Origin of the sequence: Sphingopyxis sp. (genome assembly GCF_035565275.1) — a bacterium.
Classification (GTDB): Bacteria; Pseudomonadota; Alphaproteobacteria; order Sphingomonadales; family Sphingomonadaceae; genus Sphingopyxis.
The window spans coordinates 1-16,479 of record NZ_DATMST010000051.1 but is presented as its reverse complement, the minus strand read 5'-3'; the positions used below and the strand labels follow the sequence as shown (position 1 = coordinate 16,479).

General features: G+C 65.4%; 16 protein-coding genes. 2 read left to right on the top strand and 14 right to left on the bottom strand.

The features are described from left to right. A partial coding sequence (locus tag VN047_RS03405) for a hypothetical protein (RefSeq protein ID WP_325540028.1) occupies window positions 1-723 on the top strand: 723 nt, incomplete at its 5' end. Window positions 724-799: 76 nt separating this feature from the next. Then, on the top strand, window positions 800-1,090 hold the full coding sequence (locus VN047_RS03400) for a hypothetical protein (RefSeq protein ID WP_325540026.1): 291 nt from the start codon (window positions 800-802) through the stop codon (window positions 1,088-1,090). A gap of 62 nt (window positions 1,091-1,152) precedes the next feature. Here the strand turns inward: VN047_RS03400 and VN047_RS03395 are convergent, their stop codons facing one another. The 14 genes from VN047_RS03395 to VN047_RS03335 all read right to left on the bottom strand — a co-directional run bounded on the left by VN047_RS03395 (window position 1,153) and on the right by VN047_RS03335 (window position 16,011). After that, complete coding sequence (locus VN047_RS03395; protein ID WP_325540024.1) at window positions 1,153-1,713, bottom strand: hypothetical protein; 561 nt, start codon at window positions 1,711-1,713, stop codon at window positions 1,153-1,155. A 33-nt stretch (window positions 1,714-1,746) separates the two neighbouring features. Next, window positions 1,747-2,298, bottom strand: a complete 552-nt coding sequence (locus tag VN047_RS22700) for an NADH dehydrogenase ubiquinone Fe-S protein 4 (RefSeq protein ID WP_082395595.1) — start codon at window positions 2,296-2,298, stop codon at window positions 1,747-1,749. Then, window positions 2,282-2,797, bottom strand: coding sequence for an Hsp20/alpha crystallin family protein (locus VN047_RS03390; protein ID WP_192648836.1), 516 nt, complete (start codon window positions 2,795-2,797; stop codon window positions 2,282-2,284). Before VN047_RS03390 ends, VN047_RS22700 begins: the two co-directional genes overlap by 17 nt. Window positions 2,798-2,871: 74 nt before the next feature. Continuing rightward, a complete protein-coding gene (locus VN047_RS03385; protein ID WP_054727968.1) occupies window positions 2,872-3,351 on the bottom strand; it encodes an Hsp20 family protein in 480 nt (159 codons plus the stop codon). A 263-nt stretch (window positions 3,352-3,614) separates the two neighbouring features. Beyond that, the gene (locus tag VN047_RS03380; protein ID WP_325540021.1) at window positions 3,615-4,100 is read right to left on the bottom strand and encodes a hypothetical protein; all 486 of its coding nucleotides are present in this window, start codon (window positions 4,098-4,100) and stop codon (window positions 3,615-3,617) included. Continuing rightward, complete coding sequence (locus VN047_RS03375; protein WP_136176254.1) at window positions 4,091-5,323, bottom strand: molybdopterin molybdotransferase MoeA; 1,233 nt, start codon at window positions 5,321-5,323, stop codon at window positions 4,091-4,093. The genes VN047_RS03380 and VN047_RS03375 overlap by 10 nt, the downstream gene beginning before the upstream one ends. Next, complete coding sequence (cobA, locus tag VN047_RS03370) at window positions 5,316-6,101, bottom strand: uroporphyrinogen-III C-methyltransferase (RefSeq protein WP_054587451.1); 786 nt, start codon at window positions 6,099-6,101, stop codon at window positions 5,316-5,318. Before cobA ends, VN047_RS03375 begins: the two co-directional genes overlap by 8 nt. Further along, entirely contained in the window at window positions 6,091-8,688 is a 2,598-nt protein-coding gene (locus VN047_RS03365) for a nitrate reductase (RefSeq protein WP_136176255.1), read from the bottom strand. The genes cobA and VN047_RS03365 overlap by 11 nt, the downstream gene beginning before the upstream one ends. Next, window positions 8,688-9,029, bottom strand: a complete 342-nt coding sequence (nirD, locus tag VN047_RS03360) for a nitrite reductase small subunit NirD (protein WP_054587453.1) — start codon at window positions 9,027-9,029, stop codon at window positions 8,688-8,690. Before nirD ends, VN047_RS03365 begins: the two co-directional genes overlap by 1 nt. Then, on the bottom strand, window positions 9,026-11,521 hold the full coding sequence (gene nirB, locus VN047_RS03355; RefSeq protein ID WP_325540013.1) for a nitrite reductase large subunit NirB: 2,496 nt from the start codon (window positions 11,519-11,521) through the stop codon (window positions 9,026-9,028). Before nirB ends, nirD begins: the two co-directional genes overlap by 4 nt. Continuing rightward, window positions 11,521-12,723 carry a hypothetical protein gene (locus tag VN047_RS03350; protein ID WP_054587455.1) on the bottom strand — a complete coding sequence of 401 codons (1,203 nt, stop codon included), beginning with the start codon at window positions 12,721-12,723 and terminating at the stop codon, window positions 11,521-11,523. The genes nirB and VN047_RS03350 overlap by 1 nt, the downstream gene beginning before the upstream one ends. A gap of 4 nt (window positions 12,724-12,727) precedes the next feature. Further along, complete coding sequence (locus VN047_RS03345; protein ID WP_054587456.1) at window positions 12,728-13,960, bottom strand: nitrate/nitrite transporter; 1,233 nt, start codon at window positions 13,958-13,960, stop codon at window positions 12,728-12,730. A gap of 261 nt (window positions 13,961-14,221) precedes the next feature. Then, window positions 14,222-15,433 (bottom strand): CmpA/NrtA family ABC transporter substrate-binding protein, encoded by a 1,212-nt coding sequence (locus VN047_RS03340; protein ID WP_136172891.1) that lies wholly within the window; start codon window positions 15,431-15,433, stop codon window positions 14,222-14,224. Then, window positions 15,430-16,011, bottom strand: a complete 582-nt coding sequence (locus VN047_RS03335; RefSeq protein WP_054587458.1) for an ANTAR domain-containing response regulator — start codon at window positions 16,009-16,011, stop codon at window positions 15,430-15,432. Before VN047_RS03335 ends, VN047_RS03340 begins: the two co-directional genes overlap by 4 nt. Between the last annotated feature and the right edge of the window lie 468 nt (window positions 16,012-16,479).

Here is a 16,479-nt window from a genome sequence, read left to right as displayed (position 1 = left end):
AGTTGCGACTACGCGATCTTTGGAGCTTTTGCTGGTACCGCTAAGTCGTTCTCACCTGCAACCGGCGAAGCCGGTGAACGCGTCCTTCGCAATCTTGTTATCCCCGGCGTTCAGGCTCTGACAATCTGCGCGATGCCAATGCGAGGCGCTGGCCTGCCGGGGAGCCGGGCAAAGGAGGATTTCATGAAAATCTGTTCGCATCACGCGGTTCTGGTCCTGGCGATTCTGGGCTTGCCGGCCTGTGCATCGACAGCGCGTGTCTCTCCGGTCAGCGCGCAGGCGAGCGGTGCGGCGCCGCTACCCGTGCTGATCCGGCAGACCATACGCACCGAAATGACGATGCAGGCGCTTTTCATGGGGCGGCTGCACCTCGATCCTCACGGATGCCTACGGGGCGACAGCGACGAAGGCCCGATCATCGTCTGGCACCACGATACCGGCATAGAGAGGACGCCCGACGGTCGTACCCGCATCACAGACAGCACGACGGGGAATGCCGTCCATGTCGGCGACGAAATCGCGCTGAGCGGCGGCTACAGGGCAGGGGCTCTGAGCAATGTCACCGAATCGGTGCCAGAGCCCTGTCGCACGCCAAAGCGCTTTTTTATCGCGGGGCGCGTGATGAGCGAGGCGCAGCGGCAGGACATACTTGCACGCCAGCGCCGCCAGCCGGCGGCGCCGTTGCCCGTCGGCGCACCGCCCGCGCCAACGGTTCGGCGCTGAGATCGCACCACTGGAAGGCGTGGCGATTACTCACCGCACCTCTCGGGCTATATGTTGCATGGATGCAGGGATAGGTGTGACTACCAAGCGATGGGCGGTCCTCGCCGCACTGATCTTCACGGCGCCCGTCGCCGCTCAGGATCTCCCCACCGATCAGCTGGAGCGGCACGCCGATGTGGTGCGCCAGGACATGGTCCTGAAATCGACAATGGGGAACGGCCCGGCGCACCGGAATGATCGCGCACGCCGCGCGACACCGCAACAGGTTGCCGCTTGTTCAAATAAAGCGCGGTTCCGCAGCGAATATGGCGTGAACCATCCCAAGGTGCGAAAGCTCTACGACCTGTGTCGCAGCATCAGTCGCTGAACGCTTTCGTGCGCTAAACGACGACTGAAAGGGAGCGGCGCGCAGGCGCCGCTCCCCGACGGTCATGTCGTTTGCAGGGGTTTGCCGACATTCTCGGCCGCACTCGCTTCGCCGCCCGGCGCCTTGGCCGCGTGGCCGCAGTCGCCCGAACTCTTGGACATGACCTTGGGCTGCTGCCCCGCCCCGAGGGAGGTGACCTGAACGCTGCGGCTGCATGTTCCATTGCCGATGCTGGTGGAAGAGAAGCGATAACTCACCGTCCCCGCGGGTAGCGAGCCGAAGCCGGCAAGGTTCATCATGCCAAGCGCGTTCGGTTCGCGCTGCAGCGTATGCACCTGCTGCATCATCATCTCGGTTTGCCGGTGCATTGCCGCTGCGATCCGGTCGAACATGGCGAAGGGGGCGGCTTCGAAAGGATCGGTCCACTGGACCGGAATGAGCTTCACCGCCGGTACCACGGTCACCTTCGGTGCGACTTCGCCTTGATATTCGATCCGGGCGACCGAACCGTCGGGCAGGCCGACTTTCATCACCCGGGTATCTGCGGTTGCCGCTACCGCCGTGCCTGCGGCTGCCAACGCCGCGATGCTGGCGAAGACGGCCGTACGGATTTTACGCGTCAATCGTCCTCCTGTGTTGATGGTGGAAACGGAAATCTATCCGGCGAAACTGAACGCAGAATGACTCGGCGGGTCCGAGTTGAGTCGCTCCTTACCCTGCGCGCCGATCGGATAATTGCCGCAGCAGAGCGCGTGCGGACCGGTTGGCGAGCAGCAAAGCCGGGGCGGGGCTTCGCCGATCAGGCAGGGCAAATCTGACCTGCGTTTCCCGGCGGGGTCCCGGATCTCGAACGGGATGCCTTCGCTCCGGCAATAGCGCTCGGCGGCACCGGGGGTCGCAAACCGAAGCTGCACTTGCGCTAGCGGATCGCCACCTCCGGCCCAGCCGGTGAGAGGATCCGCTCTGGGACGCCAGCGCGGAGCAAAACGCAATCGCCACCGGCTCGCCTGCGCGCGGCCCGCACGGTTGGTGCCGATGGGCAGAGGCTCGATAATCGCCCGGGCGTCGGGCGGCAGCGCGCAAATGCGATGTTCGGCTGGCCATTGATTATCGTTGGCTGCCACCGCCGGCACGACTTGTACTGTGGCGCCCGGCAGGCTCGGCCCGGGACCGAAGTCCCGGGCCTGCCCGTCAAGCCGCCCGCGCATTGACCGGAATGCGGCGGACGTTCTCGTTCACCGCCTCCGACTTGGGCAGGGTGATGGTGAGCACGCCATTCTGGAACGTCGCGCTCGCCTTGTCGCGTTCGACACCGCGCGGCAGGCCGATCCGCCGTTCGAAGCGGCCGTAGCTGCGTTCGGTGTAGCCGCGGTCCTTGTCCTCGACCTCGGACTTCTTCTCGCCGCGGAGCGTCAGAACGCCTTCCTCGACGGTGATCTCGACATCCTTCTCATCAAGACCGGGAAGCTCGGCAATCACCCGAACTTCGGTGTCGGTCTCGCCGAACTCGAGGTTCGGCCACGACGGCTCGCGGCTGAAGCCACCGAACGTCGGCATACCGAACCCGCGGAAGACATCGTCGAACAGGCGATTGACGTCGCGGTGAAGCGACACAAGCGGATGATCGCCCCGTTCACGTTCGGCGCTCACCGGAACAGGGAGCCGGTTCTCCTGCCGGCTCCAGGGGATCAGATCACGAATAGCCATGATAGCATCTCCTTTCTGGCTAGAGAGTTTCAGCGTGGCTCGCCGCCGCTGCGGGCGGCGAGCCGGTGCCCCGATCAGGCCGCTTCGAGGTCTTTCTTCTTCGGCGCTTCCAGGCGATCATTGGCAGGGGAACTGCCGCCGATCTCGATCTTGCGCGGCTTCATTGCCTCGGGGACGACGCGCCGCAGATCGATTTTCAGCAAACCATTATCGAAGTCGGCGGAGGCGACTTCGACATAGTCGGCAAGCTGGAAGCGCCGTTCGAAGGCGCGGGCCGCAATGCCGCGGTGTAGATACTGCCCCTCGTCATTATCCTCGCCGCGCTTGCCGCTGATGATGAGTTGGTTCTGCTGGGCCACCACCTCGATATCCCCGGGACGGAAGCCCGCCACCGCAAGCGTGATGCGGTAACTGTCCTCGCCCTGTCGCGAAAGATCGAAAGGCGGATAGCCTTCGCCGGCGTCGCCGCGAAGATCGGTCTCGAGGAGATCGAACAAGCGATCAAAGCCAACCGTGGAGCGCCGATAGGGCGCAAAATCAAAACTGCTTCTCATTTTCCAAATCCTCCAAAATTGAGCAATTTGGGCGTGAGAAACGCCGGAGAGAGCCGGCGCTCTCATTTGACCCACCGGGCCCGGCTTCGGCACCCGGCGATAAAAAGTTAGGAAGCGGAAAATCGCTTTCAAGAGATTTTTTGCGATCGGACTCCGCTCAGACGGATTGACGCGCGAGCGACGAATGGCCGCTATATGCGATTGGTACCGAAAAGCTGCCTGACGGCAATCGGCCGAACTCGGATCATGCGAGCGATGGCTTCCTAAGTACCGCGCCGACGCTCGATCATCCTGCTTAGCTCAAGGGGGAAGTCGACTTCAGCCTCGACTGCCTGAAATCTCTTCTTGAGTTCTGCGATCCGGAGGAGCGAAGCCGAGTTTGCTTCCCCGTCTCGCCCGTCGAGGTCCGCGCGATAGGCAAGTTCGAGGACGAACAACCGGACAAACTCGGCAAGGTCCGGTAGCCCCATCTCGCGAAACCCGGCCCGAGCCGCGCCCCAGTTCAGGACGCTCGCGTCGGTTGGCACCGCAATCCTGCGATCTCCGGTCATGAAGCTTACCACGACTGCCGTGTTCCATATCAGGATGTCAGTATTACTCATCTTGTCCGCGCCGCCGGCAGAAATCCTCTGTGCGATGTCGCGTAGGACCGTCTCTGAGGTGCGGGGACTGTCAGGGTCGGCGGTTACTTGCGCCGAGATCCGAGTAAGGGGGTGCGCAAATCTGCGCGCGAGCAAAGCTAGCAGCATAGTGGCAGCGTGGGCACGAGCATGCCGGGAAGGACGGGCGCGGCGCGGGCGCGGCGCCGCACCAGTGCGTTGCTATGCGCCAGCCGCGCTTGTCCCGATGCGTCCTGCCGGTCGCCGACGGTGACGCCGTGAAAGGATGTTGCCGCGCATAGGAAAGCCTCGCGCGCGCCGTTGGCCTCGATCGGTGCAGTGGCGGGGATAAGCTGCCAAGGCAGTGCGTCGGTAAGGTCGCCGCCCATGAGCCGCGTGATGAGCGGCACGAGGAATAGGCGCGCAATCGTCAGCGCCGCTGCCGGATTTCCTGGCAGCCCGAGAATATGGGCGGCTCCGGCCGTTCCATACCACACCGGTTTTCCGGGTTTCATATCGACGTCGGCAAATGCGATTTTGAGCCCGAGCGGAGCGAAGGCGCCCCGGCCGAAATCGCGATCGCCGCGCGACGCGCCGCCGACGACGACAATGATATCGGCTTCCGCGGCCTGTTTGGCGCTCGCGATAGCTTTAGGATCGTCGGAAAGTCTGGCCTTCGAAACGACCTCTGCGCCCGCCGATCGACACATGAGATCAATCGCGGCGGTCAGGCTGTCCGGGATAGGAAATGCCGCCGCGGCCGCTGAGCCGGGGACGAAAATCTCGTCTCCCGTCGCGAGAAGCTGAATGCGTGGGCGCCGCGTGACGCTGAGCTGGCCATGATCGCCTGCGGCCGCAACTAACACCGTTGCGGGCGTGATTTTCGTGCAGGGCGGCAGGAGCTGTTGTCCCCGCGCAAAGTCCGAGCCCCGTCGCCTTATGTGCGGTTTTCCGCGTGGCGGGGCGGCGATCGTCACCTCGGAACCGATCTGGCGGCAATATTCGATCATGACGACGCGGTCGGCACCGTGGGGGAGCGGAGCGCCGGTCATCACGCGCATCGTTTGACCGGGGCCGATCTCGCCGGCGTCGCTGCTGCCGGCGTAGCTGGTACCGACTTGAGTCAGCGTCGAGGATCCATTTTCGAGATCGCTGGCGCGAACCGCGTAGCCGTCCATTGCCGCGCAATCGAAGCGGGGGGAATCGAGACGGGCATGGACGGGCTTGGCAAGATAGCATCCGCCCGCATCGGTTAGCGAAAGGCTGATCGCATCGAGCGGCGTGGCAAGGGCCGCCAGAATCGCCAACGCCGTGTCGTAGCTGATCGAGGCGGCGCATTCGGTGGCATCGGTCAGGGTGCCGAGTTTAGTCATGCTCCGTCCGCGCCATATTCTCGACACCTGCAGGCGTGAGCTCCGCCAAGCCAACGGCCGCGCCAATGAGGATCAGCGTCGGCGCATCGGCGGCGAAGGATTTGACGGCAAGGTCGAGCAGATCGAGCCGCGTCGCCAGTCGTCGTTCCTCGGGGGCGCTGACGTGGCACGCGATCATCACCGGCATGTCGCCGGACATTCCGGCCCGCATAAGGCCGCGCATAATCTCGCCCGCTGCCTCGCGCCCCATGTAGAAGGCGAGCGTCGAGCCGTCCTGCGCGAGCGATGTCCAGTCGACGTCGAGCGCTGCGCCGCGCTTGCTGTGCGCCGTCACAAATCGGACGTCGCGCGCGACGCCGCGAAGTGAGAGCGACATGCCGGCCGACGCGGCGGCAGCGCTCGCGGCAGTGATGCCTGGGCAGATGCGGACGGAAAAGCCTGCATCGTGCAGGGCCTTGATTTCCTCGGTCGCCCGGCCGAAGAGGACCGGGTCGCCGCCCTTGAGGCGCACGACGCGCTTGCCCGCGCGCGCGGCGGCGACGAGCAGCGCGTTGATGGTCGTCTGATCCTTGGAGTGGCGGCCCGAGCGTTTGCCGACGCTCTGGCGCTGCACGCCGGGCGGGATCAGCGCGAGCACGCCATCGCCGACCAGTGCATCATAAAGGACGATGTCGGCCCGCTCGATCAATCTTACAGCTTTCATCGCCAGCAGTTCGGGATCGCCGGGGCCGGCGCCGACCAGCCACACCGTGCCGGGGGCAAAATCGTCAGGCTGCATTGCTGGTCTCCTCGCTGAGAATCCGCCCGAGCGCAGGGCGGCATGAGCCGCAGTTGGTACCTGCGCCCAGCGCCGCGCCGATAGCCGCGACGTCGGCTAGCTTCTGGTCGCGGATCGCGGCGGTGATCGATTTCAGGCCGACGTCGAAGCAGACGCAGATGACCGGGCCGCGGTCGGCCTGTATGCCGGGCGCTCGGCCTGCGAGCAGCGTCGGCGCGACCGTCGGTGCAGCCAGTTGCGCGATCAGCCAGTCGCGCGGTGGCAGTTCGCCGCTTTCGGTGACGAAGAGTGCGCCCGTGAGGCGATCGTTCGCGACGATGGCGACGCGGCGCGTGCCCCGGGCCGCATCCTGCGCCTCGATGCGCTCGCCCTTGGGGAGCAGGGCTTCGATGGCTTTGAGGTCGCCATTGCCCGCGAGCTCCCAAAGGACCCCGGACGGCACCGCGACGCGCGTCGCCCATAGACAGCGCGGCGTGTCGGCAAGCTCGCTGGCCAGGAGCAGGAAGCCGCGCCATTTGGGGGTGACGGCGGCGATCGACGCCGGGGTGCGCTTGAAGCCCGGCTGGCCCGACACGGGGTCGACGAGCGGGCGCGGAAGCAGCCCGGTTCGCCCGCCGCTCGACGTGCGGTCGGACCAGTGTATCGGTACGAATAGCTCGCCGGGGCGCTGGCCGGCGTGGAAGGCGACGCGGTAGAGGCTGTCGCCCTGCGGGGTTTCGACGCGTGCGAGGTCGCCGTCGGCGAGTCCCAGACGCGCGCCATCATCAGGGTGGATCTCGACGAGCGGCTCCTCGCGGTGGCGCGCGAGCTTGGGGGCCAAGCCGGTGCGCGTCATCGTGTGCCATTGGTCGCGGTAGCGCCCCGTGTTGAGCGTCAGCGGCCATTTGGCGAGCGGTTCGGGAAGGACCTTTTGCACGACGGAGACGAGGCGCGCGCGGTGGTCCTCGGTCGAAAAACGCCCGTCGGCGAAAGGATGGTCGCCGCCCCAGCGAAACGGCTCCATCGCGTCATAGGCGCCGTTGCCGCCCAGCGCTGCGCCCGGCAGCGCGAACAGTCGGGCACCGTCGTTATCGTAATTCGAAAGCCGGCAATGCTCGCGCCAGATGTCAGCGGGGCGGTCGTAGGCGAAGGCGGTTTTCCACCCCATCCGCCGCCCGATCTCCTTGACGATCCACCAGTCGGGCATCGCCTCGCCGGGGAGAGGGAAGAGTGCGCGCTGGCGGCTGATCGTGCGATCGCTATTGGTCACGGTACCATCCTTCTCGCCCCAGGCTGCGGCGGGCAGCCGGACATGCGCGAAGGCGCCGGTGTCAGTCTTTTCGATCACGTCGCTGACGACGACGAAGGGGCAGGACTTCAGCGCCTCGCGCACCGCATTGCCGTCGGGCATAGATACGGCGGGGTTGGTCGCCATCACCCACAAGGCCTTGATCCGGCCTTCGCCGACGCCACGGAACAGGTCGACGGCCTTGAGGCCTGGTTTCTCCGCCATCGTCGGCGACGCCCAGAAACGCTGGACGCGATCGCGGTTGTCGGGCGCGAAATCCATATGCGCGGCGAGGGTCGAGGCGAGTCCGCCGACCTCGCGGCCGCCCATGGCATTGGGCTGGCCGGTGATTGAGAAGGGCGCGGCGCCGGTCTTGCCGATGCGCCCCGTCGCGAGATGGACGTTTAGGATCGCATTGACCTGATCGGTGCCGGCGGTCGCCTGATTGACGCCCTGACTGAACAGCGTGACGGTGCGCGGCGTGGCAGCGAACAGCTCATAGAAACGCCTGAGGTCGGCAGCCGGCACTTCACATGTCCGTGCCACCGACCACAGGTCGTTCCCCTCTCCAAGCTCGTTCCAGAAATTCTGCGGAACCGCGACATGCGCGGCGAGATAGGCCTCGTCGACCACGCCGGCTTCGCGGCAGTGCTCAAGCAGGCCGTTCATGAGCGCGACGTCGCTGCCGGGGCGGATCGCGAGGTGGATATCGGCTTCCTCGGCGGTCTCGGTCCGCCGCGGGTCGATGACGACCAGCTTCGCGCCCGCCTCGCAGCGCGCGCGGATGCGCTGATAGACGATCGGATGACACCAGGCGGTGTTCGATCCGACGAGGACGAACAGGTCGGCGGCTTCGAGATCGTCATAGGTCGCGGGAACGACATCCTCGCCGAACGCGCGGGTGTGCCCCGCGACGGCGCTCGACATGCAGAGCCGCGAGTTGGTGTCGATGTTCGCGGTGCCAATGAAGCCCTTCATCAGCTTGTTCGCGACGTAATAATCCTCGGTGAGGAGCTGGCCCGAAACATAGAAGGCGACGCTGTTCGGGCCGTGACGCGCGATCGTCTCCTTGAAGCGCTTGGCCACGAGGTCTAGTGCCTTGTCCCAGCTCGCGCGCCTGTTGCCGATCATCGGGTGCAGCAGGCGGCCTTCGAGACCGACGGTTTCGCCCAGATGCGTGCCCTTCGAGCACAGCCTTCCGCGGTTCGCGGGATGATCGGGATCGCCCGCGATCTCTACCGCCCGTTTACCTGTCACTGTCGCGAGGATGCCGCAGCCGACGCCGCAATAGGCGCAAGTGGTGCGGACCGAGTCCGCCATCAGGCGGCCGCCTTCAGCGTGCTCGCGCGGCAGATGAGGACACGGCCGCCGTCGATCTTGACCGGGACGGTGGGGGTGCAGCCCTTGTCCTCGCCGAGCGCTTCGCCGGTCGACAGGCTGATCCGCCAGTTGTGGAGCGGGCAGGCGACCGCGCCGCCATGAACGATGCCTTGGCTCAGGCGCCCATGCTTGTGTGGACAGCGGTCCAGGAGGGCAAAGACCTTGCCCTCGGCGGTGCGGAACACCGCGATATCGTCGCCGCCTTCGACCTGCACGGTACGGCTGCCGCGCACCGGAATCTGATCAACCCAGCCAATGTCGAGCCATTCAGCGGTCGTCATGCCCCCATCTCCTCCAAAAATGCACGTTCCTGCGGGATGAAGCGCGCCATCGGTGCGTGATGTTCGGCCTCGGCGCCATCGGCGCGCTGCGCCCAGGGATCGTCCTGGCTGAAGCTTTGCGAATAGAGGAAGCGTGCGCGGAGCGCCTCGCGGCCCGCTGCGTCGTCGACGATCCGCCTCTTCACATATTCGACCCCGACGCGCTCGATCCACGGCGCGGTGCGTTCCAGATAGCGCCCCTCCTCGCGGTAGAGCTGGATGAAGGCGGCGCAAGTATCCATCGCCTCCTGCTCGGTCGCGACCTTGCAGAGCAGGTCGGTGGCGCGCACATGGATGCCGCCGTTACCGCCGACGTGGAGTTCGTACCCGCTGTCGACGCAGACGATGCCGAAATCCTTGATCGTCGCCTCGGCGCAGTTGCGCGGGCAGCCCGACACGGCGATCTTGAACTTGTGCGGCATCCAGCTGCCCCAGCTCATCCGCTCGACCTTGACGCCCAGACCCGTTGAATCCTGCGTGCCGAAGCGGCACCATTCGGACCCGACGCAGGTCTTCACCGTGCGCAGCGACTTGCCATAGGCGTGCCCCGACACCATCCCGGCGGCATTGAGGTCGGCCCAGACCGCAGGCAAATCCTCCTTCTTGATACCGAAGATGTCGAGCCGCTGGCCGCCGGTGACCTTGACCATCGGCGCATTGAACTTCTCGACGACATCGGCGATCGCGCGCAGCTCGGTCGGGTTGGTGAGCCCGCCCCACATGCGGGGGACGACAGAGTAAGTGCCGTCCTTCTGGATATTGGCGTGCATCCGCTCGTTGACGAAGCGGCTCTGCTGGTCGTCGACATAGTCGCCGGGCAGCGCGCAGAGCAGATAATAATTGAGCGCCGGGCGACACGACGAGCAGCCGTCGGGGGTCGTCCAGTGCAGCTTCTGCATTACTTCGGGAATAGAGCGCATGGCCTGCGCGACAATTTCGCGGCGGACGTCGTCATGGCCGAAGCTCGTGCATTTGCACATCGTCTTCGGGCCCGACTGGACATCGTCGCCAAGTGTCAGCGCGAGCAGATTTTCGACGACGCCGGTACAGCTCCCACAACTCGCCGACGCCTTGCACGTGCCGCGCACCGCGTCGAGGCTGCGTGCGCCCTTGACGATGCACGAGACGACCTGGCCCTTGGTGACGCCGTTGCAGCCGCAGATTTCCGCATCGTCGGAAAGCGCCGCAACGGCCGCCTTAGGGTCCGCCGCGCCGCCTCCCGCGGCGAAGGCCTGGCCGAAGATCAGCAGGTCGCGCAGTTGCGACACGTCTTCCTGCTTCTTGAGCAGATCGAAATACCAGTTGCCATCCGCGGTATCGCCATAGAGCACCGCGCCGACGATGCGGTCGTCTCGGACGATCACCCGCTTATAGACGCCGCGGCTCGCGTCGCGCAGCACGATATCCTCGCACCCGTCTCCGCCCGAAAAATCGCCCGCCGAAAACACATCGATCCCCGACACCTTGAGCTTGGTTGAGGTGACCGAGCCGCGATATCCTGTCGGCTGTTCGACGAGCCCGTCGGCAAGGCTGCGGCACATGTCCCACAGCGGCGCAACAAGGCCGTAGACCTGCCCGTCATGCTCGACGCATTCGCCGACCGCGAGCACCGCGGGGTCGCTGGTGACCATATGGTCGTCTACCTGGATGCCGCGCCCGACCGCGAGCCCGGCGTCGCGGGCAAGCGCGACCGAGGGGCGGATACCGACCGCCATCACGACGAGGCTGGCGGGGATCAGCGTTCCGTCCTTGAGCTTCACACCCTCGACCTTGCCGTTGCCGACGATTTCGGCGGTGTCGGCGCCGGTCAGGATCGTCTGGCCGCGGCCTTCCAATGCCTGCTTGAGCAGCCAGCCCGCTGCCTCGTCGAGCTGGCGCTCCATCAGCGTGGGCATCAGGTGGATAACGGTGACCTTCATGCCGCGGAGCGAAAGGCCGTGCGCCGCCTCGAGCCCGAGCAGCCCGCCGCCGATCACCACCGCGTCACCGCCGGCGTCGGCCGCCGCGAGCATCGTGTCGACATCGTCCATATCGCGAAATGCGATCACGCCGGGCAGGTCCTTGCCGGGGACCGGAATGATGAAGGGATCGGAGCCGGTTGCGATCAGCAGCCGGTCATAGCCTTCGGTTACGCCCCCGCGCGTCGTCACCGTTTTTGCGGCGCGGTCTATCGCGACTACCGGGTCGCCGGCGACGAGCGCGATGCCGTTCGCCGCATACCAGTCCGCGTCGTTGATCACGATATCGTCGAAGCATTTTTCGCCCGCGAGCACGGGGGAGAGCATGATGCGGTTGTAATTGACCCGCGGTTCGGCGCCAAAGATTGTCACACGGTAACGTGCCGGATCGCGCGCCAGCAGCTCCTCGACCGCGCGGCAACCGGCCATGCCGTTGCCGATCACGACGAGATGGTCGCGCGTGTCGCCCTCGGGTTTGAGCGGGCAATGTTCCATCAAAGCGTCCAATCCAGTTGTAGCCAATATTTATCGGTGTCGGTGGCGAGGGTGTCGGCGCGGTAGCGCGCGAAGCGCGCCGAGCCTGTGAATTTGCCGAGCTTCGCGCTCGCGAGAAGATTGAGCTCGTCGCCGTAAGAGCGCGAGGCGCGATCGCTGCGATAATCGTGATAGATCGCTTGCAGCGTCACCGCCTGAAATGCGCCGACGGCTTTCCAACTCCACGCCGCGCTTGCATACAGGTCGCGCACGCCGTCGGGCGGTGTGGTGAGGAATTTGTCGGCCCAGCCTTGAAATTTGAATGCCGTGGCGAGCGGCGTCTGGAAGCTGGCGAGCGCCCTGCCATCGCCGGCGCCGAGTATCTCGTACCCGACGCCGATCCGGGGGCCTCCAAAATCGACCGCGACGTCGGCGAGATAGTAATCCGCCGAATAGTCGTTGGGGTTGCGGTGCCAGTCGGACTGGCGCGCGTAGCTCAGCTGCCAGGCGACCCTCGCCTTGCCGAGTGGCTGGCTCCCGTCGAGCCGGACGCCATAGCTCTGGCTCGACAGGCGGAAGCCCTGCATCGCCGCCTCGTCCTGATCGACCAGATAGGCAAAGGTCGAAAACTTGCCGATCGGGGTTTGCGCGCTCAGGTTGGCGAAGACATTGTCGCCCGACACCGCCTGTTGCCGCGCCCCGGTGCCGTCGATGCCCCAGATGGTGCGCACGCTCCACGCATAGGCGACATCTGCCTTGATGCCCTTGATCGGCGTGATCTCGGCGCGCACCGCGTCGAAGCTCTGCCCGTTCTGGCGGAACGACACCACGCCGACAAAGCGTTCGTCGTCGAGCGCGATCCGTTGCCTCCCCGCGGTGACTGCAACGGCGGGCGAGGCGTAGCGGAGCTGGGCGCGGGCGAGGGCGATATTTTCGGGATCGGCTACGAGCGGCCGCGTTGCGGCGCCGTGGAGCCCGTCGAAATACTCATCGGCGATCGCGAGATTGCCCTGGCCTTCGACGAGCACCGACCAGCGCCCGGCTTTCGCCTCGATCCCGGCACGGACGCGCAGGGTGAGCGCGTCGGTCTCGGCGGTGAGGCCGTCCTGGTCGACGCTCTCGTAGCGGAGCCGGGCTTCGCCGAGCGGCTTGAGGGTGACGTCCTGGGCGTGCGCCACCCCGGCCGGCGCGAGCGCCAGCAGGATGATGAGGGTGCGGGTCATGGCTTTAGATCCGCACGCCTTCAGCCGCACCCCAGGTCGCGCGCCACTGACCCTTGACGAAGATAAGCGCGACAAGCGCAACCACGGCAAGTCCCGCAAAGATGTAAAAGCCGGGAGCAAAGCTGCCGCTCCACTGTTTCGCGAAGCCGAGCGAGGAGGCGAGGTAGAAGCCGCCGACGCCGCCCGCCATTCCGACGAGCCCGGTCATCACCCCGATCTCGGCCGAGAAGCGCTGCGGAACGAGCTGGAAGACCGAGCCATTACCGGTGCCAAGCGCGAGCATCGCGATGACGAAAAGGCCGAGCGCAGCAGGCAGCGTATCGGCCTGCGGCACGCCCGCGAGCGCCAACGCGGCAACCACGAATACTGCCATCAGGGCGCGAACGCCGCCGATCCAGTCGGCAAGCGCGCCGCCCATCGGCCGCACCAGCGATCCGGCGAAGACGCAGGCCGCGGTGCAATAACCCGCCATCACCGGGGTAAGGTGGAACTGGTCGGTGAAATATATCGGCAGCGAAGCCGCGAGCCCGACAAATCCGCCGAAGGTCACCGAGTAAAAGGCCATCAGCCACCAGGCGTCGGCCGTCTTGAGCGGCTCGAAATAATGAGCCAGCTTCTTCGGCGCGGGCGCGTTCGGTGCGTCTTTCGCCATCGCGAGATAGACGAAGAAAACGATCGTCAGCGGTATACAGGCCAGCCCGAGCACCGCGTTCCAGCCGAACGCCTTGGCAAGACCGGGCGCGAAGAGCGCCGCGAGTACGGTTCCCGAATTGCCCATGCCGGCAAGGCCCATTGCCTTGCCCTGATGCTCGGGCGGATACCAGCGGCTTGCAAGCGGCAGCGCGATCGCGAAGCTGGCGCCGGCGAAGCCGAGGATGACCCCCAGCGCCAACGTGCCTGCAAAGCTGTAAACCCCCATAAACCAGGCCGTGAACAGTCCGGCGATCACGACCAGCTGGCTGATTGCGCCCGAACGCTTCGGCCCGATGCGGTCGACGAGCAGCCCGTTGACGACGCGCAGCAGGGCGCCGGCGAGCGTCGGAACGGCAACCATCAGCCCTTTCTGCGCGGGGGACAGCCCGAGGTCTTCGGAGATTGCGGGCGCCAGCGGCCCGAGGATGACCCACACCATGAAAGCGAGATCGAAATAGAGAAATGCGGCGACAAGCGTCGGCCAGTGACCGCTCGCCCAGAAACTCGATTTGGGTGCCGAGGCGCCCGTGGTTGCAGTTGTCATCGTCCGTCCCCTTTTTGTGACGGGCAATAAAAAAAGCCGCCAGGACGGCGGCCACGCGGGCGCATCCTGACGGCTTCATTGCCTGTTGGATTACGGAGAAAGGCTCCCCGTGTGCCGCGCGGGCCAGCCCCCTCGTTGGAGCCGTCGCCGCTTTATCCTGCCCCGGCAGCCCTGCCGAGTGCAATTAAACTGCCTGATTCGCCACATCCGCGCAACCGGTTATTTCGCAGGTGCAGCATAAATTCTATCTGGGCCTAAAATCTAAGGAAGGTCAGAGAGATAGCCCTGTATATCGTCGGGATCGAAGGCGCGCCCGTCAAAAAAGCGGTCGCTGCCGAGGAGAAGACGGCCCTGTACTGACCCCGCGCCGAGCGGCGTGTCGATCCCGCCCTCGAGCTTTGAACTCGCGCCGGGGAGCGGCGCGCCTGATCCCGCCAGCGCCCCGCGATAGATGTCGGGACGGAACACTGCGGCCGCTGTAGCGGCGTCGGCGGCGGAATAGGGGATGTGGTCCCAACGAAGCATCTGCGAATAGAGCCACGCCGCCTGGCTGCGCCATGGGAAGTTCGCTGCTTCGCGGTGTTGGAACATGAAATCGGGATAATGGATCGGTTCACCGCCGGGCACGAGGCGGATGTGATCGGTGATCGCGCGCAGAACCGCGTCACGCGGGGCGTCCAAATATTCCGGCCGCTCCAGTATCCGTGCGCTTTCGTCCGCAGTGCCGGGTTCGACGAAATGGGCGGCAGCGGCGTGGAGCGCGCGTAGCAGGGCCTCGACGGCGTCGCGCCGCTCCTCGACGACCGCTTCGCGCATCGCTAGCACCTTTTCGACGCCGCGGCGCCAGATTTGCGCGGTTGCGAGCGCGATATGGCCAACACCGCGTTCGACCGCGATCGAATTCCATGGTTCACCGACACAGATTCCGTCGACCTCACCTGCAGCGAGCGCATCGGCGGCGAAGGGTGGGCTGGTGACGACGATGTCGACATGGGTATCGGGACGGATTCCGACACCCGCGAGCCAGTATCGAAGCATGTAATTGTGGCTGGAATAGCGATGTACGACGCCGAAGCGCAGCGGCTTCCCGGCGATTTTCCGTTCCGCTGCCACGCGCTGCAGCGCCGCGCCGATAACTGTCGGGTCGCCCAGCGTTTCTCCAAGTCCGACATCCTGCGCGAGCTGGGTCGAAAAGGTCACCGCGTTTCCGTTGAGTCCCAGCACAAAGGGCACCGCCATCGGCACTGCGGGCCGGTCGCGGCCGAGCGCGGTCGCGATCGCCAGCGGCGCGATCATGTGCGCGGCGTCGGTGTGGCCATAGAGCAGCCGGTCTCGCACCGTTGCCCAGGTCATGTCGCGCACCAGTTCGATGTTGATGCCTTCGCGTGCGGCAAAGCCCAGTTCGTGCGCGAGGATCGGCAGGGCTGCATCGACGAGCGGCAGGAAGCCGATACGGAAGGTCTCGGCGCTCATTCGATATCTCCCAAGAGCGCGTCGCTCGTCACGATGGCTTCGGCAATCTCGGCAATGCGGCGGTTGGTGCTCATCGCCTGCCCGCGGAGCAACGCATAGGCTTCGGGCTCGTCGATCCGACGCCGTTTCATCAGGATCGCCTTGGCCCTGTCGATCACCGCACGCTCGGCGAGGGCGTTCTTGGCATCGTCGAGCTCGCGTTGCAGCGACGAGAAGGCGTGGAAGCGGCGAACCGCAAGGTCGAGTATGGGCTTGATGCGCTGCTGCGAAAGACCGTCGACGACGTAGGCGGAAACGCCCGCGTCGATCGCTGCGAAAGTGGCCTCGGTATCACTCTGATCGACGAACATCGCTATCGGCCGCGCCAGCGCGCGCGACATCGCGAAGAAATCTTCGAGCAGATCGCGGCTCGGGTTCTCGAGGTTGATGAGGACGACCTCGGGGGTCGCCGCCTCGATCTGTGCGACGAGCGGTCCAGCGGGATCAATGAGCACGAGATCATCGAGGCCGGCCTCGCGCAGGCCGTCGGAGATGATGGCGGCGCGCGTCGTGCTGGTGTCGATGATCGCGATCCTCATGATCGCGCCTTTACGCTGCAGCGCACAAATCTGCTAGCTGGTTTCTTATTTGCGCAGGTTTCACGCTGGCGGATGGCCGCTTCTTGAAATTATGCTCCGAAAGCTGCCGGTCTCCAATCGGCCAAGCGGCGCCGCGAGAAGCGCAGTTCGTTCGATGACGGCGAAATGCCGTCGCGCTCATCGTCCGCAGTAAGGCTCATCTCTTCGGGTTCGCGCGCCGATCAGCACCCGGGGCATGTTTCCTCGTTCCTGAACTGTGAGAAAGACGAGGTAGGGAAGCAGGAAACCCGCGCCTCCGAAAAAGGCGATGAGCGCGAGGAGCAGGGCGCAGGAAACCCGCGCCTCCGAAAAAGGCGATGAGCGCGAGGAGCAGGGCGATCGCACTGAATCCATTCCGCCAAGCCGTCCAAAGCGCAGAGAGGACGAGAAAGCAGAGAAAATCGAGGTTGAACTGCCCGGGCCATCCCA